The organism is Polaribacter gangjinensis (assembly GCF_038024125.1).
In the GTDB taxonomy this organism is placed as follows: Bacteria; Bacteroidota; Bacteroidia; order Flavobacteriales; family Flavobacteriaceae; genus Polaribacter; species Polaribacter gangjinensis.
This window is the reverse complement of the sequence record NZ_CP150662.1, coordinates 1549769-1574143: the sequence shown is the minus strand read 5'-3', so window position 1 is coordinate 1574143 and position 24375 is coordinate 1549769. Positions and strand designations below refer to the sequence as shown.

The window sequence follows — 24375 nt, the reverse complement described above, 5'->3', positions numbered from 1 at the left end:
AAAGTATCAATCTATTTTGAAAAAGAGGATTACAATTATAGGAATAAACTATTTTCCAGAGGATACTGCAATTGGATTGTATACAACTCAATTTGCTGAATATTTAAATGATAATGATTTTGAAGTAACTGTTGTCACAGGTTTTCCATACTATCCAGCATGGAAAATAAATGAAAAGTATAAGTTTAGAAAATTTTTTTTAAATGAAAATATTAATGGTGTAAATATTTTTAGGTATAAACAATATGTTCCCAAAAACCCAATTTTAACAAAAAGAATTCTTCATTTAATTGATTTTTCTTTTGGAACTTTAATTAATTGTTTTAAAATAAAAAAAGCAGATGTAGTTCTTTGTATAGTTCCTTTTATAGGAACAGTTTTAATAGGAAAGATGTTGTCTAAAGTTAAAGGAGCAAAACTTTGGGTTCATATTCAAGATTTTGAATTTGACGCAGTTTCCGATTCTAATTTGATTAAAAATAAAGTCAATGTTGGTATATTATTTAAAACTTTATTTTGGATAGAAAAAAGACTATTAAAATCAGCTGATTTTTTAAGCACTATAAGTAATTCAATGACTTTTAAATTAAGCCAAAAAGTTGGTAATAATAAAAATCAAAAATTATTACCAAATTGGGTTGATCCTAATTTTATTAAACCGAATAACTTTAAAAGGCATAAATTTTTAAGTTCTTTAAAGTTTAAGATTCTTTATTCAGGAAATATAGGAGAAAAACAAGATTGGGAATTTTTTATAGACTTTGTAAAATATTTAGAGCCTTTAAAAGATATTGAGGTTATTGTGGTGGGTAATGGAAGTAAAAGAGTTTGGTTAGAAGAAAAATTATTAGATTTAAATAATATTTATTTTTATAGCCCAGTTAAATATTCTGAACTTTCTGATTTATTGTGCAGTGCTGATTTACATGTTTTATTTCAGAAAAATGATGTAATAGATACAGTTATGCCATCAAAGATTTTAGCAATGATGTCAAGTAAAAGACCATCAATAATAACAGGTAATTTAAAATCTGAAGTAGCAACAATAATAAATTCATCCAATGCAGGTAAATATTTTCATGAAAAAGATATCAATCAAGTAGTAGATTTTGTAAAAAAAATTAAAGAAGATTATGAATTAAAAGAAATTTATGGAAAAAGTGCTAGAGAGTTTGTTATAAAAAATTTCTCTAAAGATATGATTTTAAATGAGTTCAAAAATACTTTAAATTTAATAGTTAAATAGTGTTTGCCAAAATAAAAAAATACTCAATTCTAATAAGTCCACTTATAATTTTATTTGATTTAGTGACTATTAATACTGTTGTATATTTATTCTCAGATATTGAGATTTTAAATTTAAAATTCAGTGCTTATTTAACTTTACTTTGGTTATTAATTTCTATCTATACGAAATTTTATTATGTTTATAGATATACTCATTTACTAACTCTACTTAAATTATTATTTACTCAGTTTTTTATTTTTACTTTAGCATTTTTCTCTTATTTTTCTATTTTTGAAGAAGGGCATGTTGTAAGTAAACAATCAAATATTTTTTTTTCTATTATTATTTTCATTACTCTTTTTAAATTCCTTACCTTTTTTCTTTTAAAATACTATCGTCAAATTGGAAATAATTATAGAAGAGTTGTTATTTTTGGACAAAGTAAGTCAGCTCAAAGCGTAGCAAGCTTATTCAATAAAAGACAAGATTTTGGATATCGTTTTCATGGATTTTTTTCAGATAAGCAGAGTAAATTAAATAAACATATAGGAACAATAAAAGAAGGTTTAGAATTTATAGAAAAAAACGAAATAGATGAAGTCTATTGCGAAGAAGAATCTCTTGCAATTCATAAAATTCATGAAATTAGAAAGTTCTGTGATAAAAGAAAGATTATGTTTAGGTTAATTCCTGAAAATAAAGCTATTTATAGTAAAGATTTTACATTAGAATACTATGGTACTTTGCCAATTATAAAACCAAAGGAGCTTCCTTTCGAAAAGATTGAAACTCATATAATTAAAAGACTTTTTGATATTATATTTTCTTTAATAATATGTATTTTCCTTCTTTCTTGGTTATTACCAATACTTTGGATTGTTGTAAAAATTGATTCTAGAGGAAATTTTTTTTTCAAACAAAAACGAGATGGTATTAAGGGAAGGCAGTTTTACTGTTATAAAATTAGATCCATGAAGAATAACGATTTAGCAGATAAAATATCCGCATCAAAAAATGATCATAGATTAACAAAAGTAGGTGCTTTTTTAAGAAAGACAAGTTTAGATGAATTACCTCAATTTTTCAATGTTCTTTTAGGAGATATGAGTGTTGTTGGTCCAAGACCTCATATAAATGTTCAAACTGAAAAATACCTTTTAGAAATAGAGAATTATATATTAAGAAATTCGGTAAAACCTGGAATAACAGGTTTAGCTCAAGTTTCTGGATATAGGGGAGAAATAAAAGAAAAATCAGATATAGAAAATAGAGTTCGATTAGATATATTTTATATTGAAAATTGGTCTTTATTTTTAGATATAAAAATTATTGTTCTGACAGTTTTAAATGTTTTTAAAGGGCAAGACAAAGCATACTAAAAATGGAGGAAAAAAAAATAGATATTTCAGCATCTATAGTATTATACAAAGAAAACATTGAAGAATTAACACATACCATTCATTGTTTTTTAAACACTCCTCTAAAAAAAAAGCTTTTTTTGATTGATAATAATGAAAAGAGTGATTATAAGAACTCATTTAATCATATAGATATAGAATATATTGCTGTAGGAAAAAATATTGGTTTTGGAGCTGGTCATAATATTATTTTAAACAAAATAAAAAACCTCTCTAAAAATCATTTAATATTAAACCCTGATGTAAGCTTTCTTCCTGAAGTAATTCCAAACTTAATAAAAAAGCTAAATAGGCACGAAATTGTTTCAATGATTGCTCCAAAGGTAATTTTTCCAGATGGGAAACATCAATTTTCATGTAGAAGGTATCCAAAAATACTTGAGTTGATAGCAAGGAGATTTAAGTTTTTAGAGTTTTTTTTTAAGAATTATATTGAAAAAGGAAAGTATAATGACAAAGATTTACATTCTTCTTTTTTTGCAGAATATATTACTGGTTGTTTTCATATATACAAAACTAAAGACTTTTTAAGGTTACAAGGTTTTGATGAAAGATATTTCTTATATATGGAAGATGTTGATATTTGTAAAAAAATTGAACGTTTAGATATGCAAAAATTATATTATCCCAAAGAGGAAATTATTCATGTGCTAAAAAAAGGCTCATCTAAAGATTTTAATTTGTTTTTAAGACACACTTCATCCGCAATAAAATATTTTTTAAAATGGGGATTTTAATTGCCAACTTTTTTTAAAATATATTTGCAGTCAAATCAAAACAAAAATCATGAATGTACTTATTTTAGGATCAGGAGGAAGAGAACATGCTTTTGCATACAAATTATCTGAAAGTAAAAGGATTTCTAAACTTTTTGTAGCTCCAGGAAATGCAGGGACTCAAGAAATAGCAATCAATGTAAATATCAATCCAACTGATTTTAAAGCGGTTAAAAAAATAGTTTTAGACAACCAAATTCAAATGGTTGTGGTTGGTCCTGAAGCTCCTTTAGTTGCAGGTATTCATGACTTTTTTTTGTCAGATGATGAGTTGAAAAACATTCCAGTTATTGGGCCAAAAAAAGACGGTGCTTTGTTAGAAGGAAGTAAAGATTTTTCAAAACAATTCATGCAAAAGCACGGAATTCCAACTGCTAAATACCAATCATTTACAAAAAATAACTTATCTGAAGGCTTTGAATTCTTAGAAACCCTACAACCTCCGTATGTTTTAAAAGCAGATGGTTTAGCTGCAGGAAAGGGCGTTTTGATTTTAAACTCTTTAGAAGAAGCTAAATCAGAATTAGAAGAAATGGTTTCTAATCAAAAGTTTGGTGAAGCCTCATCAACAGTAGTTATTGAAGAGTTTTTAAAGGGAATTGAATTGTCAGTTTTTGTTTTGACAGATGGAAAATCGTACAAAATTTTACCTTCAGCAAAAGATTATAAACGAATTGGTGAAGGTGATACAGGATTAAATACTGGTGGAATGGGAGCAATTTCTCCTGTGCCATTTGCTGATACTACTTTCATTAAAAAAGTAGAGGATTTGGTTGTAAAACCAACAATTGCTGGATTACAAAAAGACGGAATTGATTATCGCGGTTTTATTTTTATTGGATTGATGAACGATGCTGGAAATCCATCAGTAGTTGAATATAATGTAAGAATGGGAGATCCTGAAACAGAGGTAGTTATTCCAAGAATTGAATCGGATTTGTTTGATTTATTTGAAGGTGTTGCCAATCAAACTTTGGATGAAAAATCATTCCAAGTTTCCTCAAAAACAGCCACAACAGTCATGTTAGTTTCTGGAGGATATCCTAATGATTATGAAAAAAACAAAGAAATCTCGGGTTTTGAATCTGTAGAAAATTCGATTGTTTTCCATGCAGGAACTTCAATAAATAATGGTAAAGTTGTTACAAATGGAGGTAGAGTAATGGCAATTACCTCATTTGGAAATACAATTGATGAAGCACTTTCAAAAAGCTATAAAAGCATTGATAACATTTGTTTTGATAAAATGTATTTCAGAAAAGATATTGGGTTTGACTTACTGTAAGTTTTAATTATTTTGCTTTTTCTACCGTAAAAGAAAATTCAGAACCTTCGCCATAAGTGCTTTTTAGCAAGATATTTTCATCATGTGCTTCCAAGATGTGTTTTACAATTGATAAGCCTAACCCAGAGCCACCTTGCTCTCTTGACCTGCTTTGATCAACTCTGTAAAAGCGTTCAAACAATCTTGATAAATGTTGTTTTTGAATACCTTCGCCGTTATCAATCACTTTTACAATGAATTTTTTATCATTATAACTTTCCACACCAACAATGGTGGTGCCATTTGGTTTGCCATATTTAATTGAATTTACAACAAGATTTATCAATACTTGTTCAATTTTTTCAACATCAGCTTTAACAAAAACTGGGAATTCATAAATACGATCAAATTTTAAAGAGATATTTCTTTTTTTGGCTTTCATCTCAAACAAATCAAACACATTTTGAATGAGCTCTAAGATGTTAAATACTTCAATATTTAGCTTTAAACTCTCCGTTTCAAGTTTGGCAATCATATCTAAATCTTTGATAACAGCCACCAATCTTTCAACACCTTTATTGGCTCTATCCAAGTATTTCATCCGGATTTGCTTGTCATTGATAGCGCCTTCCATTAAGGTTAAAATATAACCCTGAACAGTAAAAAGGGGCGTTTTTAGCTCATGAGCAACATTGCCTAAAAAATCTCTTCTAAAAGAATCTCTTTCCGTTAAACTTTTTATTTCTAGCCTTTTACCTTCTACAAATTCTTCCATACTTTTAGATATATTATCAATATCGGTAATGGTAGAATCTTTTTTTAATTTTTTTTCATCTAAAATAGAAACATCGTTATAAATCTTTTTTAAACGCCTATAAATAAAATGTTCTGCTCTGTATTGTATGAAAAAAAAGGAAATTAAAAAGAAAAATAATATATCAACCAAAATGGTATAATTACCTAAAAAATCCCTGAAATAAAAATAAGAAAGAGCTGCAATAATTACAAAAAGCAACGTTAAATATAACGCTGACCAAAATGCATATGCGTAGGTTTTTTTAAATTTCATACCTACAAAACTACTTATCTTGACCTTTTAATACAAATTTATAACCAACTCCTTTTACGGTTTTAAAGTAATCATCACCAATTTTTTCGCGAAGTTTACGAATATGAACATCAATAGTTCTTCCGCCAACAACCACTTCATTTCCCCAAACTGTATCTAAAATAGCTTCTCTTTTAAAAACTTTTCCTGGTTTTGAAGTAAGTAATGAAAATAATTCAAATTCTTTTCTTGGAAGTTCAATTTTTTTATTGGATTTGTAAATTACATACTCATCTCTATCGATTACAATATCACCAATTTTTAAGTTATCTTCTTCTTCAATCGTGTCTGATTTTAGCCTTCTTAACAACGATTTGATTTTGCTAATCAATACTTTTGGTTTGATAGGTTTGGTAATATAATCGTCTGCACCAGCTTCAAAACCAGCGACTTGAGAATAATCTTCGCCTCTTGCAGTTAAAAATGCAATGATTACATTTTCTAAGGTTTTTATTTTTCTGATTTTTTCACAAGCTTCAATACCATCCATTTCTGGCATCATAATGTCTAATAAAATCAAATGAGGCAATTGTTTTTTTGCGACTTTTATAGCCTCTAAACCATTTTCTGCGGTAAAAACTTCGTAACCTTCGTTTTTAAGATTATAACCAACTATTTCTAAAATATCTGGTTCGTCATCTACCAATAGAATTTTAATATCGTTTTTATTCATAAAACTATTATTGATAAGAAATCGTTCAAATTTACTCATAATTCTTTTAGAAATTGTTGTTGTTAACAATCATTTAATTTTGAATAATTTTGGTTACAATAATTTAATATGAAGTAATGGGTTGATATACAAGTAATTTTTATTGATTTTTAAGGACTTAACAATTTCTTAATCGAATTTTTATGAATCATACATCAAAAAAATTTGTAGTTTTGAAAGATTAATCAATTAAATTCAAATTCAATGAAAAAAAATTACTTTTTAAGTTTATTCACTTTACTTTTTATTACAGTTTCAGCATTCGCACAAGATCCTGTTATTAATGAATTAGATGCTGACACTCCAGGAACTGATACTGCTGAATTTATCGAAATAAAATGGACACCCAATACTTCATTAACAGGCTATATTGTTGTTTTGTATAATGGTAGCAATGATTTAAGTTATTATACAATTGATTTGTCTGGTAAATCAACAGATGCAAATGGCTTTTTTATGATAGCAAGTGCTGGATTAGCCTCAGGAGATGATATTGTAATTCCAGATAATACTTTACAAAATGGTGCAGATGCAGTTGCATTATATCAAGCAGCTGCAGGAGATTTTCCAAATGGAACAGCTGTAACCTCAACAAACTTAATTGATGCATTAATCTATGATACTAATGATCAAGATGATGCTGGGTTATTAAGTGGTTTAGGTGAGACTGTACAGTATAATGAAGATGGCGGAGGAAATAAAGACAATCATTCCATACAAAGAAAAGATGATGGTACTTATGCAGTTGCCATACCAACATATAGAGCAGAAAATGTTTTTGGAGATCCATGTGTTTTAAATTTAACGACCATTAACACTACTTGTGATGCAAATACAAATGGAGTAGATACTTACACAACAACTATTGATTTTACGGGTGGTAACACTGGTATTACATACACTATTACTGCAAAAGATGGAAGTAGTGCAGATGTGGGTTCAATAGGTGGCGATAATCCAAATTCTGTTGAATCTGGAACTATAATAATTACAGGGGTTAATGAAGTTGTAAACTTTACGGTAAACGTTAAAGGAGGAGCAGGTAGTAGTTGTGATATTGATAGAAGTATCAATGCTCCAACATGTTTACCAGCCGCAACTTGTCCTGCACAAGGAGCTGTAATAATTACCGAAATTATGCAAAATCCAAATTTTGTAGGTGATGATGCTGGTGAGTATTTTGAAATATACAATACAACAAATACTCCCATAGATTTAAAAGGTTGGATTATTAAAACTGCATCAACTGGCTCACCTGTAGAACATGTGATTCCAACTTCTTTAATTTTACCTGCAAACGGTTATTTAGTTTTAGGCGAAAATGCTGATATTAATTCAAATGGAGGGGTAACTGTAGATTATCAATATGATGCTGCTCTTTTTTTAGGAAATTCAACGAGCACTGTTACCATCGAGTGTAGTCAGTCTGTTTTTGATACAGTTACTTATGATGATGGAGCAACTTTTCCAGATCCAAGTGGTGCTAGTATGGAATTGGCGACAAATAAATATTCTCATACAGATAATGATAATGGTATAAATTGGGCAACTGCCACTGCAGAAATAATTACAGGCGGAGATAAAGGTACTCCAGGTGCTGCAAATTCATTTGTATTGAGTGTTATTAAAAACAATATTATCGAAGGTTTTGCAACTTATCCAAATCCAGTAATAAGTGACAACTTTACAATTACTAGCAATAGTGCTGATAAAAAAGAAGTTACTATTTTTAATGTTTTAGGTAAAAAAGTATTGTCAACAACTTTTTCAGGAACAAAATCTGACATTAATGTTGCTACAATTTCCTCAGGAATTTATATTTTAAAAGTTTCTGAAGGTTCAAAAATGTCAACTTCAAAGTTAATCATCAAATAAAATCATATTTTTTTGATGAATTTATAAGCCCTGATTTTTCAGGGCTTTTTTTTACTATTTTTAGCAAGAAGAAAAATTACTTGCTATGAACCTAACTTATTCCTTAAACGACATTTTATTTTTAGATATTGAAACAGTTCCTCAACAACAAGATTGGAGCAATTTATCAGAGGAAATTCAAGAATTATTTGAAAAAAAGACCCAGTATCAACGAAAAGAAGAGTTTTCTGCTGATGAGTTTTATGAAAGAGCTGGAATTTGGGCCGAATTTGGCAAAATAATCTGCATTTCTGTGGGTTATTTTGTCGAAATAGAAAATGTAAAACAACTCAGAGTTACTTCTTTTTTTGGTGAAGATGAGTATAAAATTTTAATAGATTTTAAAATATTGCTCGATAAACATTTTGCCAAAAAGCAACATGTTTTATGTGCACATAATGGCAAAGAATTCGACTTCCCTTTTATTGCTAGAAGAATGATTATCAATAAAATAGAGTTGCCTAAAAAACTAAATTTATTCGGGAAAAAGCCTTGGGAAGTGCCGCATTTAGATACTTTAGAATTATGGCGTTTTGGAGATTACAAACACTATACATCACTCAAATTATTAACCGCAATTTTAGGAATTCCCTCTCCAAAAGATGATATTGATGGCAGTGAAGTAGCAAAAGTGTATTATATCGAAAAAAATTTAAAAAGAATTGTTTCTTACTGTGAAAAAGATATGATTGCTGTGGCTCAAATAATTTTACGATTCAACAATGAAAATTTGCTTCAAGAACATCAAATTGTGAAGGTGTAATGCTGAAATAACCTATTTTTGAGGAGTTTTGAAAAAGGATCAATTGTAAACTGTTAATAGTATTAATTTTTATTTTCCATGTTCTCAAAAAAAAATATTGGTTTATTGCTTGGTCCAATCGGTTTTCTATTGGTGAGCTATTTTTTTCATCCTAAAGGATTGTCATCAGAGGCAAATGCCATTTTAGCGGGTACAATTTGGATTGCCATTTGGTGGATTACAGAAGCAATTCCGATCGCAGCAACTGCTTTGTTACCCATCATTTTATTTCCATTAACAGACGGTTTGAGTTTGTCAGAAACCACAGCTTCATACGGACATATGTATGTTTTCTTATACATTGGCGGATTTATTTTAGCAATCGCTATCGAAAAATGGAAATTGCACAAACGAATTGCGTTAACAATTATCAAAATTGTAGGAACGAACGTGCAATTCATCATCTTGGGATTTATGATTGCTACTGCCTTTTTATCCATGTGGATTTCAAATACAGCTTCTGCAGTGATGATTTTACCAGTTGGAATGGCAATTGTATCGCAATTGAGAGACAATCCTGCAACCATCGAAAATGAAAATATCATTTTTGGAAAAGCGTTGATGTTGGCAATCGCCTATAGTGCGTCTATTGGCGGAATTTCAACGTTGATTGGAACGCCTCCAAATTTGGTATTAGCAGGAATTATCAAACAAACTTACGGAATTGAAATATCTTTTGCTCAATGGTTTTCATTCGGATTTCCCATCGCAATCATCCTTTTATTTTTGTGTTGGATATATTTAACACGTGTTGCTTTTCAATTCAAACAAAAAGAATTTCCTGGTGGAAGACAAGAAATCAAAAAGCAATTGAAAGAATTAGGACCCATTTCTTATGAAGAAAAAGCGGTGTTTTTAATTTTTTTATTGACGGCTTTTGCGTGGATTACCCGTTCTTTTTTGCTAAAGAATTTCATCCCAAAAATTGATGATACCATAATTGCCATATTTTTTGCTGTTTTGCTATTTATTGTTCCTTCAAAAAATAAGGAAATCAAATTAATGTCTTGGGAAGATGCTGTAAAATTACCTTGGGGAATTGTATTGCTTTTTGGTGGTGGAATGGCTTTGGCTTTGGGATTTGAAACTAGTGGTTTGGCAATTTGGATTGGCAAACAAATGACTTCTCTAGAGGCAGTTTCATTATTTACACTTTTGTTAATTTTGGTAGCTTCTGTGAATTTTTTAACCGAAATCACGTCTAATTTAGCAACAACAGCCATGTTATTGCCTGTTTTGGTTTCATTAGCAGCAGCTTTAGGATTACATCCGTTTTATTTGTTAGTTGGAGCAACTTTGGCAGCTTCTTGTGCATTTATGTTGCCAGTTGCAACGCCTCCAAATGCAGTAGTTTTTGGTTCAGGATATTTAAAAATTGAAGATATGGTTAGGAAAGGGTTTGTCCTAAACATTATTTCGATTTTTTTAGTAACTTTTTTTGTTTACTTTTTACTACCAATCATTTGGGATTTACCAGAAATTACTGCACTAAAAAAATAATCCTGAATCTTGAATTTTAAATTCTAGTCCTCTAATTTCATAGAAAGTTCCAACCAACGTTCTTCTTTCTCCTCTAAAGAAGTAATGATTTCTTGCAGTTCTTCTGATTTTTTTTGAATTTCATCAGTGGAAATTTCAACATTCAAAAACTGATTTTCTATGGTCAATTTTCTGTTTTGAAGACGGTCAATTTCGGCTTCTAAAGCACCAAATTCTCGTTTTTCTTGAAAACTCAAACTATTTTTTGAGGGCTCACTTGCTGTTTTTTCAATGACAATTTTCTCGATTTTTTCTTTCGGAGTTGAATCTTCATAGGCTCTAAAATCGGAGTAATTTCCTGGAAAAGTTTCTACAACTCCTTCACCACGAAATACAAAAAGAGCATCCACAATTTTGTCCATAAAATAACGATCGTGCGAAACTACCAACAAATTTCCTGGATAATCTAACAAGAAATTTTCCAGGACATTTAAGGTGACAACATCCAAATCGTTTGTTGGTTCATCCAAAATCAAAAAATTCGGATTTTGTATCAAAACTGCACACAAATACAGTCTTTTTTGTTCACCTCCTGATAGTTTTTCAACAAAATCGTATTGCTTTTTTTTGTCGAATAAAAAACGTTCTAACAATTGTGATGCTGATATTTTTTGACCTTTGTTTAAAGGAATATAATCCCCAAATTCTTTGATGACTTCAATTACTTTTTGCCCTTCTTTGATCGTAATTCCTGATTGTGTGTAATAGCCAAATTTGATGGTTTCACCAATAGAAACTGTACCTGCATCTAAAGGATTTTTTTCAGTAATGATATTTAAAAAGGACGATTTTCCTGTCCCATTTTTTCCAATAATTCCAATGCGTTCTCCACGTTTAAAAACATAATCAAAACCGTCTAAAATTTTCTTTTCTCCATACGATTTTTTCAATTTATGCAGCTCCAAAATTTTACTTCCCAAACGCTCCATATTGATTTCCAACTGCACTTTATGCTCTGTTCTTCGTTGTTGCGCTTTTTCTTTGATTTGATAAAAATCATCAATACGCGATTTAGATTTGGTAGTTCGTGCTTTAGGCTGTCTGCGCATCCACTCCAACTCTTTTTTGAATAAGTTTTTTGCTTTTTCTGTGGTAACTTGCTCTAATTGAATGCGTTCTTCTTTTTTCTCAAGATAATAAGAATAATTTCCTTTGTATTTATAAATGTTTCCTTCATCCAATTCTATGATTTCATTACAAACACGCTCTAAAAAATAACGGTCGTGAGTTACCATAAAAAGGGTGATTTTTTCTTTTGCAAAATACGCTTCCAACCATTCAATCATTTCTAAATCTAAATGATTTGTTGGCTCATCTAAAATCAAAAAATCAGGTTTGTGAATCAACACAATTGCCAATGAAACACGCTTTTTTTGTCCTCCAGAAAGAGAAGAAACTTTCTGACTTAAATCGTCAATTTTTAATTTTGATAAAATTTGTGTGTATTGCGTTTCAAAATCCCAAGCATTGTATTGCTCCATCAACTCAAAAGCTTTTTGATAAGCCTCTGAATCATCTAAATTTTTCAGCGCTTTTTCATATTGATTTACAATAGAAAGTATTTTATTTTCGGTCGCAAAAATCGTTTCTTCAATTGTTAAATCAGGATTTAACACATCATTTTGTGATAAATATGCCACAGAAATTTCTTTTCTACGGATAATTTGACCAGTATCAGGAGTGTCTAAACCAGCAATCATATTTAAAATGGACGTTTTTCCACTGCCATTTTTTGCTACGAAAGCTACTTTTTGGTCTTTATTGATGCCAAACGAAATGTCTTCAAACAATACACGTTCTCCATACGATTTCGAGATATTTTCTACTGATAAATAATTCACTTTTTATAAAATTTTTGCAAAGAAACGAAAAATTGAGCGCATAAATCGTAAACACTCGATGTGTTTTTGTTTTTGAAACTTTGTAAACTTAGCGAAAAATTTGCCTCTTTGAGGTTCAACTTTTTTTGATGAATTTGTCTCTAAAAAGTATTTTTTGTATCACTCAATTAATAGTATCTTGCATCAAAATTTGAAATTTTAAAATATGAAAATTATAGTTCCTATGGCAGGAATTGGTTCGCGTTTAAGACCTCATACGTTGACTGTTCCAAAACCACTAACTGTTATTGCTGGCAAACCAATTGTACAACGTTTGGTAGAAGATATCACAGGTGTTATCAATCAAAAAATTGATGAAATTGCATTTATTATTGGTCCAACAGCAAAAGGTTTTCCTGCAGATACTGAACAAAAATTATTACAAATAGCATCAGAATTAGGCGCAAAAGGAAGTGTGTATGTACAAGAAGAAGCGCTTGGAACAGCACATGCAATTTATTGTGCAAAAGAATCTTTGAGTGGTCCTTGTGTTGTGGCGTATGCAGATACTCTTTTTAAAGCTGATTTTACTTTAGATACCAATGCTGATGGTGCAATTTGGGTGAGTAAAGTAGACAATCCAAGTGCTTTTGGTGTGGTAAAATTAGAAGGCGGATTTATCACCGATTTTATTGAAAAACCCAAAGATTTTGTCTCTGATTTGGCAATCATTGGAATTTATTTCTTTAAAAGTGGTGAAAAACTATTGGAAGAAATTCAATATTTAATCGATAATGATTTGCGTGAAAACAACGAATATCAATTGACAAATGTATTAGAATCTTTAAAATCGCAAGGCGCAAAATTCATTCCTGGAAAAGTATCAGCTTGGATGGATTGTGGCAAAAAAGATCCAACAGTTGATACCAATAAACAAGTATTGGGTTTTGAACATGCAGATGGAAATAATTTGGTTTCAGAAGATGTTGTTTTGAACAATTCAGAAATTATTCAGCCATGTTTTATTGGAAAAAATGTGGTTTTAACCAATTCAAAAATAGGACCTTATGTTTCTTTAGGCGCTAATAGCGTTGTGAACAATTCAACTATCGAAAATTCGTTAATACAAAGTAACGTAACCATTTTAAATGCCGATTTAAACAATGCAATGATTGGGAATCATGCCATTTATAATGGAAAATTTACCTCAGTAAGTATTGGAGATTACACAGAATTGACATAAAAATGAATCAAAAAGTAGCGATACAACATCATAAAACAGCTAAAAAAGTGTCTTTGCTGCCTTTTTATGGGTTATTTCTATCCTTATTTTTTAGTAGTTTATATACATTTTCTCAAGATAGTATTCCTGATAAAAAAGATTTAACAGAAGAAAAAACAATCAAATTTCAAGAATTTTTTTTCAAGGCATTATCAGAAAAATCCATTGAAAATTACCAAAAAGCAATTGAAAATTTAGAAAGTTGTAACCAAATTATAGAAAATCAAGTAGCCGTTTTTTTTGAGTTTTCAAAAAATTATGTTGCGCTCAATAACTACAGTTTAGCCAGAGAATACGTGCAAAGAGCTTTGCAAAAAGAACCTGAAAATTTATGGATGTTGAAACATTTGGTAACGATATATGAACGAGAATCTAATTTTTCAGAAGCAGTAAAAACTCAAGAAAAAATAGTAGCTCTTCATCCGAAAGAGCGAGAATATTTGGTGCGTTTGTATTTTATGAACAATCAATTGAAAGAAGCTGCAGCTTTGTTATCAACCTTAGAAAAAGAAACAGGATTATCATCTGAGTTTTCTTTTTTAAAAAATAGGTTGGATAATTCCAAAGTTCCAGATGTAAAAGAGGTGAAATTAGAGGATTTAGAGGGTTTAAAACTTCAATTTGAAAACGACAAATCCTATCAAATTTTGGAAAAAATTCTCCAAAAATTAGAGAATAATTTTGATGATTTATTAAAGTTTGGCAAAGAAGGCATCACACTTTTTCCAGAACAACCTTTGGTGTATTTACAATATGGCAAAGCATTGAATCACCAAAATGAGTTTCAAAAAGCACTAAATTCTTTGAAAAATGGCTTGGATTTTGTGATTGATGAGTCTATGGAAATTGATTTTTATACTGAAATTGCAAAAGCATACAAAGGTTTAGGAAACACCATTGAAGAGAAAAAATATTTACAAAAAGCAACCAATTTGAAAAGTTAGCATGAGGTTTTTTATATATAGTGCCATTTTTATACTTTTATTCACTTCTTGCAAATCCACTAAAAATATGGTTGATAAGACTGCAATTGCTTCTGAAACTTCCGCTAAAAAAGTGGCTAAAAAGCATGTGGATGCAAATTTTGATAAAAAAACAATTGATGCAAAACTAAAAGTGAATTTTGATAATGGAAAAATAAATCAAAGTTTGTCAGTGAATTTGCAGATTGAAAAAGACAAAGTAATTCATATCAAAGGCACCAAATTTATTACTGTTTTTAAGGCGAAAATAACACCAACTTACGTGAGTTATTATTCGCCATTTGCAAAAAATTATTTTGAGGGTGATTTTTCATTATTAGAAGAATTATTAGGTGTTGAAATCAATTTTGAACAATTGCAAAATTTATTTTTAGGACAAGCTTTACAAAACCTAAAAAAGGAAAAGCAACAACTCGAAATTTTTAATAATACTTATGTTTTGTCGCCTGAAAAACAATCAGAATTATTCAATATCTTTTTTAAAATCAACCCTTCACATTTTAAATTAGAAGGTCAAACCATTGTAAATGAAACTAAAAATTTGCGTTTAGATATTAATTATAGTGGATATAACATTATTGAAAAAACACTTTTTCCTGAAGAAATTAAAATCATTGCAAAAGTGCCAAATACAGTTACCAATATCGATTTAATATACAAATCAGTTGTATTTAACACCTCATTCAATCCTCTTTTCGAGATTCCAAAAGGGTATAAAAGAATAGAATTCTAATGAAAATAAAATCAGTTTACTTCCTCTTTTTTCTTTTTTTGTTGATTGGTTTTTCATGTTTTGGACAAACCAGAAAACAATTGGAAGAACAGCGCAAAAAATATCAAGCTGAAATTGTGCAGCTCAATAAATTGCTTTTTAATGAGCAAAAAAAGGAACAAAATGCCATGGATGATTTGAAAGATATCAAACAAAAAATTGAAGTTAGAAATAAATTGATTGCGACAATCCAACAAGAATCGTTATTATTGTCTATAGAGATTACCGAAAAACAAAGAGAATTAAACAGGTTAAACAAAAAATTAAACGATTTAAAGGCAGATTATGCTGATATGATTTACAAATCTTACAGAAGTAAATCACAACAAAGTAGATTGATGTTTATTTTGTCATCACAAAATTTTTATCAAGCTTACAAACGCCTAGAATACATGAAGCAATATACGTCTTTTCGAAAAAAACAAGGAGAAGAAATTATTGTTCAATCAACAGAAGTTAAAAAACTTTTTGACGCTTTAAGCATTCAAAAACAGGAAAAAGAAACGTTGTTAGCCTCTGAAGAAGCTGAGAAAAAAGAGATGGAGTTGGATAAAATAAAGCAAGAAAACTATTTGGCCATCATCAAAAAGAAAGAATCTCAATACAAAAGAGACATTCAAAAAAGAATCAATGATGAGAAATTGATTGTAGCTAAAATTGATAAATTAATAAAAGAAGAAATTGAAAGAGCCAATAGAAAGATTGTAAAAAAGGATGTTAAAACGACCAAAGATGAGTTTTTTTTAACGCCCGAAGCAAAAGCATTGGCAAACGAATTTATCAGTAATAAAGGAAGATTGCCTTGGCCAGTAAAAGAGGGCATTGTAGTGCGTAAATTTGGTGATCAACCTCATCCAACATTTCCTGGAATTACCATTTCAAGCCCAGGATTACACATTGTTACAAGCAATGGAAGTTATGCGAATGCCATTTTTAACGGAGAAGTGATGAATGTTTTAGTAGGTACAGGAGGTGTGAAAAATGTATTGATAAGACATGGAAATTTTATAACTTCATACAATAATCTAGAAAATTTGTTAGTGAAAAAAGGGGATAAAGTAGTTACTGGTCAACGAATAGGGCAGATTTTTACAGACAGGCTATCTAACAAAACAACACTTATATTTGTAGTGTTTAAAAATACCACTCGATTGAATCCTTCTGAATGGATTTTACCAAGGTAATGCTTCTTATTTCGATTGAAATTTGATGTTTTTTTGTAAAATAATTGAATTTGGAATGGTTACAAATTCATTTTCTTCGGTTTTGAGTGTAATGAAAAAAGCCCCAATATCTTTAATTTCACCACTAACATTGTTGTCTTTTTCTAAAATGGTAATGGTGTCACCGATTTTTACAGGATAATTTACAAAAAGTATCAATCCTGCTGTAATATTTGATAAAATAGACCATTGAGCAAAAAAAGCAATTCCTAAAATGGTTAAAAATGATGAAACAAATAAAAACAATTCTTTTTCATCTACACCCCAAATAAAAGAAATGATAACGATAACAGAGGCGTAAATTAAAAGGGTGATTATTTTATTGATTAGAACTACTCTGTTTTTTTGAAATCCAAATTTTTTTCGAACATTGGTGAGTGATTTTGTTGCAAAAATTCGTAATAATGTTCCTAAAGCAATCACAATGATCGATTCAATAGTTCTAAAATTGACAAAAAATTCTTGGATTTCTTTCATAGGATAAAATTTAAAAATATGCTATTTCTATATATGAAGCTTTTTTTCAAAGCCATTTGTTCATCGAAATTTTTTTTATAAAAACAATGCCTTAAGTTCAGTTGCTTCACTAGGTTTTAATTTTCCTGCTAATATTAAACTGAGTTGCTTTCTTCGCAAAGCACCATCAAATCGTTCTTTTTCTAGTTCAGTTTCTGGAATAATTTGAGGGATTTGAACAGGTTTTCCTGTTTCGTCTACAGCAACAAACGTATAAATTCCCTCGTTTACTTTAGTTTTTTGTCCTGATTGACGGTCTTCAATCCAAACATCTACATAAATTTCCATCGAAGTTTTAAAAGCTCTAGAAACTTTTGCCTCTAAAATAACCACACTTCCAACAGGAACAGATTTGTTAAACGCTACATGATTTACAGAGGCTGTAACCACGATTCTTCTTGAATGACGTCTTGCTGCAATACTACAAGCTCTATCCATTCTCGCCAATAATTCACCTCCAAAAAGGTTGTCTAAATAGTTGGTTTCTCCTGGTAATACTAAATCCGTAAGAATTGTCAAAGAATCGTTTGGTGTTTTTGCGTCCATTAAAAAAATTTCTGCAAAGATACGTATCAACGCATTAAAAAACTAGTTTTTAATCAGTAACCAAGCGTCTTTTGAAGTGGATTTTTGAATTTTGTATAAATAATTGGTGGCGTCATTTTTATCAGAAAAACTGGCAAAAACTACCTGAGTTAATCCCCATTTATTAACACCAATAATAGATGCATCATGGCCTTCTGCTTTTAATTGAGCCACTTTTCTTTCAGCATTTTCTGGTATTTGAAAAGCACCTGCTACTACATGATATGGTTTTGGAAGTTCTTTAGCAACAGTCAAATCAATGGTTGGTAATGGGTTTGATATTACAAAAGTGGCTGTTTGAATTTTCTTTTCTAAAGCTTTTTGTTGTTTAGCAAATACTTCTTTTTGAACAGTAGCTTCGTAATTTGAATACAAAGAAACGCCTAATGCCACTAAAATTGCAGCAGAAGCAGCGTATTTTATAAAAGGCGGAATGCCTTTTTTATTTTTTACAGTTGTTTGTGGAATGAATTTTTTAACTTCTTTTTGATGTCTTTCTATAGTTAATGCCTCAAAAGAGTTCAATCCGAAAGCATCAGTTAAAAAATTCACTTGAACTGTAGGTTCAAAAATTATCTGACGATTTTCATTCAATTTTAAAACTCCAATTCCTTCTAAATCAATAGGTTTTGTTTGAATTTCATTTTGCCATTTAATAACAGACAAAGCAATTGCATTGGATGCTTTCTCGAAAGAAATATTTTCAACAGAGGCAATATAATTTGCCAATAAACCATCATTATTGTTTAAATTTCTATTGAAAGAAAGTTGTTTTGATGGCGGAAAAAACTGATGCGTATTTTCATTGATTTTTGCACTAACTCTTTTGGTTACAAAACCACCAAAATCAGGAACAATTACGCAATCGTATCTGTATAATAAATCTTTGATGTAAGTTACTAAATTCATAAAACAAATATAGTTTTTTTGATTTTTTATGGAAGAAAATCAATAAAAATTTATCAACAAAATTCTATATCTTGTTCGATAAAATGGAATGTCTTGAAAAATGAAAAATTACTAGCCATTTTGCGACTCCAAAAAAGCAAAGCAATTGGCGATATTTTAGCAAAAAAACTCATTGTTGCAGTAGGTGATGTTGAACAAATTTTTAGAGAGAAACCCTCTAAACTTCAAAAAATACATGGAATTGGAAGTTTTGCAATTCAACATTTGTTCGACAAAGAAAATACTAAATTGGCTGAGCAAGAGTTGGCTTTTCTAGAACAAAATAACTATGAAGCTATTTATTTTTTAGATGATGCATATCCTCAAAACCTACATCAATGTATTGATAGTCCTATTTTATTATTCAAAGACGGCAATATCAATTTACAAAATAATAAAATACTCTCTATTGTAGGTACCAGAAACATGAGTACGTATGGAAAGGATTTTTGCGAACAAATGATTGAAGAATTAGCGGTTTACAATCCGATAATTGTAAGCGGTTTTGCTTACGGTGTTGACATTTGCGCGCACAAAGCAGCCATGAAAAATGGGTTACAAACCATTGCAGTGTTGGCTCATGGATTTGAACAAATTTATCCAAAAGTGCATAAAAAGTATATGCGTCAAGTAATGGAAAATGGGGGATTTTACACAGAATTTGGGTTTGAAGAAAATCCACTCAGAGAAAACTTTTTAAAAAGAAATCGCATTGTAGCAGGAATTTCAGAAGCAACCATCATTATAGAAAGTGCTGAAAAAGGTGGTTCGTTAGTCACTGCAGATATTGCCAATTCGTACGATAGAGAAGTGTTTGCATTGCCAGGAAGAACCACTGATTTGTATAGTAAAGGATGTAACAATTTGATAAAAAATAATCAAGCAGTATTGCTAACATCTAGTAGTGATATTGTAAAAATGCTCAATTGGGATATCGTTTCAACACCCCAAAAAGCAATTCAACAAGAACTCTTTATCACGTTAACAGATCAAGAACAAATCATTTACAATCATTTAAAAACGCATGGAAAACAATTGTTAGATGAAATTTCATTGGATTGTAACATACCTATGTATCAATTATCGTCCATTTTATTGCAAATGGAGCTCAAAGGAATTACAAAACCTTTGCCAGGAAAGATGTTTGAATTACAATTTTTATTGTAAAACAGTTATTTTTCTTCAAGAGATTTTAAAATATCCTCTTTTGTATACTCTCCAAAATAGGTAGCTTTTAATGTTTTTTCTTTTAATATTTTTTGATATTCTTTTACTTTTTGAATGTCTTTTAAGCTTTTATAATTTTCAATCATATCCACATAAAAATCTAAATATTCAGGATAATAACTAATGCCAAGTTGTATAAAGTCCAACGCAGTTTTAAAATCCTTTTTATCATAGGCATAATTACTTGATAAAGAAAAGAGTTGTGTGAGATTGGGGTTTAATTTCACTCCCAACTCTTCATTCACATTTTCTATGTCTTTTTTAAATTCATCAACAGGATTTGCAATAGTTTCTTTCTTTAGTTTTTGATCAAACCAAAGGTTTAAAATTGAATTATAAGGTGCATAAGCATCCATTAAAATGGTGGGTATAGAAACCCAAAAATTACTGATGTGATTGGCATTTGGTGTTTCTTGAAAAAAAGTTTTTACATTTTTTGGTAAGGTGATTGTTTGTAAATATGAATTTAATTGCCTGTATTGTTTTAAATAGTTTTCTTCTTCTGAAGTGGTTCCAGCAGTAAAATAGTAAGAGAATTTTTTAGGAAAATTAGATGATTCTGATAAAAATTCTTGAAAAGTGTTTATTGATAAGGTGTCCTCTTCAAAAAATCCACTCAATGCAATGCCAATCGAAACTTTATTAGAGGGATTTGCGGATAAATAATTCACCAAAAAAGCGGTTCTTGAATGCCCAATCAGGGTAATAAATTCATTGGCTTTGTTTTCTTTTTGGAATTTTGGTATCAATTCTGAGAACAAAAAACGCTCCATTCGTTCAATGCCTGAAAGTGAATCTCCTTGTTTTTTTTGATTAGAGGTAAAATACAATCTATTATGCATCGTAAAAGGAACTCCAATGATAATACTTTCAGGAATTTGTGATTCACTAGTTAATAAATCAAAACTATGAATAATGTGGGGATATGTTCTTTCATGTTGGCTATCAAATACAATCGTAATTGGATATTTTGTATTGCTTGATGAAAAATGAAAAGTCTCAGGAAAATGAATTCGTAATTGAATGGGTTCATTCAAAAAAGAAGTATTTATGCTTAGACTGTCATTAGAATACAAATTAAAATTTTGACAATGACTAATTTTTGCATTAAATACAAATAGAAAAAAAAGTATAGGTGTAAAAACTTTCATTTTCAAAGAATTTAAGGTTGTTAAAATTATAAATTTTCGTATAAAATTCCAAAATATAGCCTACATCTTAAAAATCAATTCTTAAAAAACCTTTGTATGAAAGATGTTTGAACTCGCTTAATATTTCTTATTTTTGAAGGAAATCAAAAAGAATATCATGAATTCTCAAGAAAAATTAATTTCAAAAAAAAAGCCCACTTTTCCCATCTCAAACTTACTAAGTGATTATTTAAAAGAGCACAGCAGAAGTATAAAAATTCCTATTTTTTATGATGATTTGTTGCGTTTTCATGGTTGCGTAATTTTATATGATAAAAATGAAGAAGATACACTTTGGGTACGAACTTATTTTTCGGAATTTGAAAGAGAAGAAATTGATTTGTGCTTAAAAAAAATATACACATTATTACATTCTGATGGAAATGAAGAAACCATTCCTTTTTTAAATGTGGATGCAATTGACTATTGTACCTTTGGAAATTCAAAACCATTTCGAATTAAAATCAGAAATATTCTCAATGACAATTACACCTATTTTTATGTAAAAAAAGCGGATGCTTCTAGGGTTTACGGATTAGAATTAGAACATATTTTATCTCCTCATAGCATCAATTTTTTAATTTACAAAGACACCTTAATTGAAGAGCATATTGCAGGAATTCCAGGAGATGTTTTTATCACAGATTTTTTACCCAAATGTTCTGAGTCCGAAAAATCCCAAATTGCCAAAGAGTTTGTAAAGTTTAAAGAGCGTTGTTTGGTTCGTTTATTGGGCGACATGCGTTCATACAATTACGTCATTGCACCAACACACGATTTTGATCAAATTGTATATAAAATTCGAGCCATTGATTTTGACCAACAGTCATTTGAAGGAAACTTAAAAGTATATGACCTTCAGTTTATGAAAGAAAATAGAAAAATGATTGAAATGGTGAGCGAAAAACTAAAAACAAGTTCCATCATACAATATAAAATTGAAGAACGTTCCTACATGGCGAAACGAATGATTATGTATCCTAACAGAATAGAAACGTTATTGAACTGTATGAAAAATGATGTTATTTCCTATCCAGAAAATATCAAAAATCTAAAAAAACAAGTTGAAGATTATACTAGTGATCCTAAATTTAGAGATTGCGAAAATATGGGAGATATTTTAGAAAGTATTTTAGCTTTTGTAAAACGAAATTATTTGAATATTAGCAATAAAGAACTTTTTTAATAATTTTATTGAAATTATTATAAAAAAGCGCAATTACTAACCCTATTTTGAACAATTAGTCCCTTTTCTATTCATGAAATAAATTTATATTTGTTTTCTTAAATTATAATGTATTGTTTTTTAAGCAAAAATTTAGATATTGCATGCAATCTACAATATAGTATCAATCAAACTAAACTAATTATTATTCTATGACAGCAAGTTTCGAATTTTTAGATTACGCCATCTTTGTAGCCTATGCTATTTTAATTTTAGGTGTAGGATTATGGGTTTCTAGAGACAAAGAAGGACATCAAAAAAACGCAGAAGACTACTTTTTGGCAAGTAAATCTTTGCCTTGGTGGGCAATTGGAGCCTCATTAATTGCGGCAAATATTTCAGCAGAACAATTCATTGGAATGTCAGGTTCAGGTTTTGCATCTGGTTTGGCAATTGCCTCTTATGAATGGATGGCAGCAATCACATTGATTATTGTTGGTAAATATTTCTTACCAATTTTTATCGAAAAAGGCTTGTACACCATTCCTGAATTTGTTGAAAAACGATATTCAACCAACTTAAAAACCATTTTAGCTGTTTTTTGGATTGCCTTATACGTATTTGTAAACTTAACAACCGTTTTGTATCTAGGTTCTTTGGCATTAGAGACCATCATGGGAATTCCGATGATGTATGGTGTGATTGGTTTAGCACTTTTTGCGGCTGCATATTCATTATATGGTGGACTTTCTGCAGTGGCTTGGACAGATGTAATTCAAGTAGTATTTTTAGTAATTGGAGGATTAGTAACTACCTATTTAGCCTTAAATACAGTTTCTGATGGACAAGGAATGTTTGCAGGATTATCAACTATTTATGAAGCAGTTCCTGAACGATTTGCGATGATTTTAGACGAATCAAATCCTGAATATAAAAACTTACCCGGAATTGCAGTTTTAGTAGGAGGGATGTGGGTTGCGAACCTGTATTATTGGGGTTTTAATCAATACATCATCCAAAGAACTTTGGCAGCAAAGTCATTAAAAGAAGCGCAAAAAGGGATTTTATTTGCAGCAGGTTTAAAATTGGTAATTCCATTAATCGTGGTAATTCCTGGAATTGCAGCGTATGTAATGGTAAATGATCCTGATATTATGGCACGTTTAGGGGCAGCAGGTTTAGAGAATTTACCAACAGCAGCTCAGGCTGACAAAGCTTATCCATGGTTATTACAATTTTTACCAACCGGATTAAAAGGTGTAGCTTTTGCAGCTTTAGCAGCAGCCATTGTATCGTCTTTGGCTTCTATGTTGAATTCTACTTCAACCATTTTTACAATGGATATTTATAAACAATACATTAATAAAAATGCTTCTGATAAAGCTACTGTAAACATGGGAAGAATTTCAGCTTTTGTTGCTTTGATTATTGCATGTATTATGGCACCATTATTAGGAAACTTAGACCAAGCATTCCAATTCATTCAAGAATACACTGGTGTGGTAAGTCCAGGTATTTTGGCAGTATTTTTATTAGGATTATTCTGGAAAAAAACCACCAACAAAGCAGCAATTATTGGAGCTTTAGTTTCCATTCCAATTGCCATGTATTTTAAAGTAGCTCCAAAAGGATGGTCAACAAGTGCATTTTTTGTAGATGTTCCTTTTATGGATCAAATGGGATATACTTTGTTATTAACAATGGGAGTAATAGGATTGGCAAGTTACTTGCAGCACAAAGGTGCAGATGATAAAAAAGGAATTGACATCACCAAAGAAATGTTTAAAACAAGTCCGTTGTTCAACATTGGCTCGTTTGCAATCATCCTTATTTTGGTGGCATTATATTCAGCTTTTTGGAATTAATAATTCCAATTTCATAAAATATAAAACACGTTGTTTGA

21 protein-coding genes are annotated in these 24375 nt (G+C 30.0%); 14 read left to right on the top strand and 7 right to left on the bottom strand.

Features of this window, described 5'->3' with window-relative positions; all coding sequences use genetic code 11:
• The first annotated feature begins 16 nt into the window (after positions 1-16).
• From WHA43_RS06995 to purD, 4 genes are read left to right on the top strand one after another with little or no spacing between them, the layout of a single operon-like run.
• Positions 17-1246 (top strand): WcaI family glycosyltransferase, encoded by a 1230-nt coding sequence (locus tag WHA43_RS06995; RefSeq protein ID WP_105046375.1) that lies wholly within the window; start codon positions 17-19, stop codon positions 1244-1246.
• Positions 1246-2607 (top strand): exopolysaccharide biosynthesis polyprenyl glycosylphosphotransferase, encoded by a 1362-nt coding sequence (locus WHA43_RS06990; RefSeq protein WP_170039559.1) that lies wholly within the window; start codon positions 1246-1248, stop codon positions 2605-2607. Before WHA43_RS06995 ends, WHA43_RS06990 begins: the two co-directional genes overlap by 1 nt.
• 2 nt (positions 2608-2609) lie before the next feature.
• Entirely contained in the window at positions 2610-3383 is a 774-nt protein-coding gene (locus WHA43_RS06985; protein WP_105046374.1) for a glycosyltransferase family 2 protein, read from the top strand.
• 49 nt (positions 3384-3432) lie between these two features.
• The gene (gene purD, locus WHA43_RS06980) at positions 3433-4707 is read left to right on the top strand and encodes a phosphoribosylamine--glycine ligase (protein ID WP_105046373.1); all 1275 of its coding nucleotides are present in this window, start codon (positions 3433-3435) and stop codon (positions 4705-4707) included.
• Positions 4708-4714: 7 nt separating this feature from the next.
• On the opposite strand, the gene WHA43_RS06975 is transcribed toward purD, so the two are convergent.
• Both WHA43_RS06975 and WHA43_RS06970 read right to left on the bottom strand, forming a co-directional pair.
• Entirely contained in the window at positions 4715-5755 is a 1041-nt protein-coding gene (locus tag WHA43_RS06975) for a sensor histidine kinase (RefSeq protein WP_105046372.1), read from the bottom strand.
• A 10-nt stretch (positions 5756-5765) separates the two neighbouring features.
• Positions 5766-6467 carry a response regulator transcription factor gene (locus WHA43_RS06970; RefSeq protein ID WP_105046371.1) on the bottom strand — a complete coding sequence of 234 codons (702 nt, stop codon included), beginning with the start codon at positions 6465-6467 and terminating at the stop codon, positions 5766-5768.
• A 243-nt stretch (positions 6468-6710) separates the two neighbouring features.
• On the opposite strand from WHA43_RS06970, the gene WHA43_RS06965 reads away from it, so the two are divergent.
• The 3 genes from WHA43_RS06965 to WHA43_RS06955 all read left to right on the top strand — a co-directional run bounded on the left by WHA43_RS06965 (position 6711) and on the right by WHA43_RS06955 (position 10722).
• Entirely contained in the window at positions 6711-8381 is a 1671-nt protein-coding gene (locus tag WHA43_RS06965; protein ID WP_105046370.1) for a lamin tail domain-containing protein, read from the top strand.
• An 85-nt stretch (positions 8382-8466) separates the two neighbouring features.
• Positions 8467-9183, top strand: a complete 717-nt coding sequence (locus WHA43_RS06960; RefSeq protein ID WP_105046369.1) for a 3'-5' exonuclease — start codon at positions 8467-8469, stop codon at positions 9181-9183.
• 78 nt (positions 9184-9261) lie between these two features.
• Positions 9262-10722 carry an SLC13 family permease gene (locus WHA43_RS06955; protein ID WP_105046368.1) on the top strand — a complete coding sequence of 487 codons (1461 nt, stop codon included), beginning with the start codon at positions 9262-9264 and terminating at the stop codon, positions 10720-10722.
• Positions 10723-10745: 23 nt separating this feature from the next.
• On the opposite strand, the gene WHA43_RS06950 is transcribed toward WHA43_RS06955, so the two are convergent.
• Complete coding sequence (locus tag WHA43_RS06950; protein WP_105046367.1) at positions 10746-12602, bottom strand: ABC-F family ATP-binding cassette domain-containing protein; 1857 nt, start codon at positions 12600-12602, stop codon at positions 10746-10748.
• A 205-nt stretch (positions 12603-12807) separates the two neighbouring features.
• Here WHA43_RS06950 and WHA43_RS06945 point away from each other — a divergent pair, with 205 nt between their 5' ends.
• From WHA43_RS06945 to WHA43_RS06930, 4 genes are read left to right on the top strand one after another with little or no spacing between them, the layout of a single operon-like run.
• Positions 12808-13824: a sugar phosphate nucleotidyltransferase gene (locus tag WHA43_RS06945; RefSeq protein ID WP_105046366.1), complete on the top strand. Its 1017-nt coding sequence runs from the start codon at positions 12808-12810 to the stop codon at positions 13822-13824.
• A gap of 2 nt (positions 13825-13826) precedes the next feature.
• Positions 13827-14807: a tetratricopeptide repeat protein gene (locus WHA43_RS06940; RefSeq protein WP_105046365.1), complete on the top strand. Its 981-nt coding sequence runs from the start codon at positions 13827-13829 to the stop codon at positions 14805-14807.
• 1 nt (position 14808) lies between these two features.
• Positions 14809-15579 (top strand): DUF4292 domain-containing protein, encoded by a 771-nt coding sequence (locus tag WHA43_RS06935; protein WP_105046364.1) that lies wholly within the window; start codon positions 14809-14811, stop codon positions 15577-15579.
• Positions 15579-16802 (top strand): murein hydrolase activator EnvC family protein, encoded by a 1224-nt coding sequence (locus WHA43_RS06930; protein WP_105046363.1) that lies wholly within the window; start codon positions 15579-15581, stop codon positions 16800-16802. The genes WHA43_RS06935 and WHA43_RS06930 overlap by 1 nt, the downstream gene beginning before the upstream one ends.
• A gap of 6 nt (positions 16803-16808) precedes the next feature.
• On the opposite strand, the gene WHA43_RS06925 is transcribed toward WHA43_RS06930, so the two are convergent.
• The 3 genes from WHA43_RS06925 to WHA43_RS06915 form a co-directional block, all read right to left on the bottom strand.
• Positions 16809-17318 (bottom strand): mechanosensitive ion channel domain-containing protein, encoded by a 510-nt coding sequence (locus WHA43_RS06925; RefSeq protein ID WP_105046362.1) that lies wholly within the window; start codon positions 17316-17318, stop codon positions 16809-16811.
• Between the two features lie 75 nt (positions 17319-17393).
• The gene (locus WHA43_RS06920; protein ID WP_105046361.1) at positions 17394-17903 is read right to left on the bottom strand and encodes an acyl-CoA thioesterase; all 510 of its coding nucleotides are present in this window, start codon (positions 17901-17903) and stop codon (positions 17394-17396) included.
• 42 nt (positions 17904-17945) lie between these two features.
• Entirely contained in the window at positions 17946-18851 is a 906-nt protein-coding gene (locus WHA43_RS06915) for an SPOR domain-containing protein (RefSeq protein WP_105046360.1), read from the bottom strand.
• 93 nt (positions 18852-18944) lie between these two features.
• Here WHA43_RS06915 and dprA point away from each other — a divergent pair, with 93 nt between their 5' ends.
• Positions 18945-20057, top strand: a complete 1113-nt coding sequence (gene dprA, locus WHA43_RS06910; RefSeq protein ID WP_105046359.1) for a DNA-processing protein DprA — start codon at positions 18945-18947, stop codon at positions 20055-20057.
• 5 nt (positions 20058-20062) lie between these two features.
• On the opposite strand, the gene WHA43_RS06905 is transcribed toward dprA, so the two are convergent.
• Positions 20063-21268, bottom strand: a complete 1206-nt coding sequence (locus tag WHA43_RS06905; protein ID WP_105046358.1) for an alpha/beta hydrolase-fold protein — start codon at positions 21266-21268, stop codon at positions 20063-20065.
• Between the two features lie 157 nt (positions 21269-21425).
• On the opposite strand from WHA43_RS06905, the gene WHA43_RS06900 reads away from it, so the two are divergent.
• Together WHA43_RS06900 and WHA43_RS06895 are read left to right on the top strand one after the other, a co-directional pair.
• A complete protein-coding gene (locus tag WHA43_RS06900) occupies positions 21426-22493 on the top strand; it encodes a hypothetical protein (protein ID WP_105046357.1) in 1068 nt (355 codons plus the stop codon).
• A 191-nt stretch (positions 22494-22684) separates the two neighbouring features.
• Complete coding sequence (locus WHA43_RS06895; protein WP_105046356.1) at positions 22685-24337, top strand: sodium/sugar symporter; 1653 nt, start codon at positions 22685-22687, stop codon at positions 24335-24337.
• The last annotated feature ends 38 nt before the right edge of the window (positions 24338-24375 follow it).

What these genes read in the sequence shown, in the direction of transcription:
- WHA43_RS06905 (WP_105046358.1), bottom strand. Translation starts at nt 21,268, where the DNA reads ATGAAAGTTTTTACACCTATACTTTTTTTTCTATTTGTATTTAATGCA.
- WHA43_RS06955 (WP_105046368.1), top strand. Translation starts at nt 9,262, where the DNA reads ATGTTCTCAAAAAAAAATATTGGTTTATTGCTTGGTCCAATCGGTTTT.
- WHA43_RS06900 (WP_105046357.1), top strand. Translation starts at nt 21,426, where the DNA reads ATGAATTCTCAAGAAAAATTAATTTCAAAAAAAAAGCCCACTTTTCCC.
- purD (WP_105046373.1), top strand. Translation starts at nt 3,433, where the DNA reads ATGAATGTACTTATTTTAGGATCAGGAGGAAGAGAACATGCTTTTGCA.
- WHA43_RS06965 (WP_105046370.1), top strand. Translation starts at nt 6,711, where the DNA reads ATGAAAAAAAATTACTTTTTAAGTTTATTCACTTTACTTTTTATTACA.
- WHA43_RS06940 (WP_105046365.1), top strand. Translation starts at nt 13,827, where the DNA reads ATGAATCAAAAAGTAGCGATACAACATCATAAAACAGCTAAAAAAGTG.
- WHA43_RS06970 (WP_105046371.1), bottom strand. Translation starts at nt 6,467, where the DNA reads ATGAATAAAAACGATATTAAAATTCTATTGGTAGATGACGAACCAGAT.
- WHA43_RS06920 (WP_105046361.1), bottom strand. Translation starts at nt 17,903, where the DNA reads ATGGACGCAAAAACACCAAACGATTCTTTGACAATTCTTACGGATTTA.
- WHA43_RS06895 (WP_105046356.1), top strand. Translation starts at nt 22,685, where the DNA reads ATGACAGCAAGTTTCGAATTTTTAGATTACGCCATCTTTGTAGCCTAT.
- WHA43_RS06985 (WP_105046374.1), top strand. Translation starts at nt 2,610, where the DNA reads ATGGAGGAAAAAAAAATAGATATTTCAGCATCTATAGTATTATACAAA.
- WHA43_RS06930 (WP_105046363.1), top strand. Translation starts at nt 15,579, where the DNA reads ATGAAAATAAAATCAGTTTACTTCCTCTTTTTTCTTTTTTTGTTGATT.
- WHA43_RS06935 (WP_105046364.1), top strand. Translation starts at nt 14,809, where the DNA reads ATGAGGTTTTTTATATATAGTGCCATTTTTATACTTTTATTCACTTCT.
- WHA43_RS06960 (WP_105046369.1), top strand. Translation starts at nt 8,467, where the DNA reads ATGAACCTAACTTATTCCTTAAACGACATTTTATTTTTAGATATTGAA.
- WHA43_RS06945 (WP_105046366.1), top strand. Translation starts at nt 12,808, where the DNA reads ATGAAAATTATAGTTCCTATGGCAGGAATTGGTTCGCGTTTAAGACCT.
- WHA43_RS06915 (WP_105046360.1), bottom strand. Translation starts at nt 18,851, where the DNA reads ATGAATTTAGTAACTTACATCAAAGATTTATTATACAGATACGATTGC.
- WHA43_RS06975 (WP_105046372.1), bottom strand. Translation starts at nt 5,755, where the DNA reads ATGAAATTTAAAAAAACCTACGCATATGCATTTTGGTCAGCGTTATAT.
- WHA43_RS06925 (WP_105046362.1), bottom strand. Translation starts at nt 17,318, where the DNA reads ATGAAAGAAATCCAAGAATTTTTTGTCAATTTTAGAACTATTGAATCG.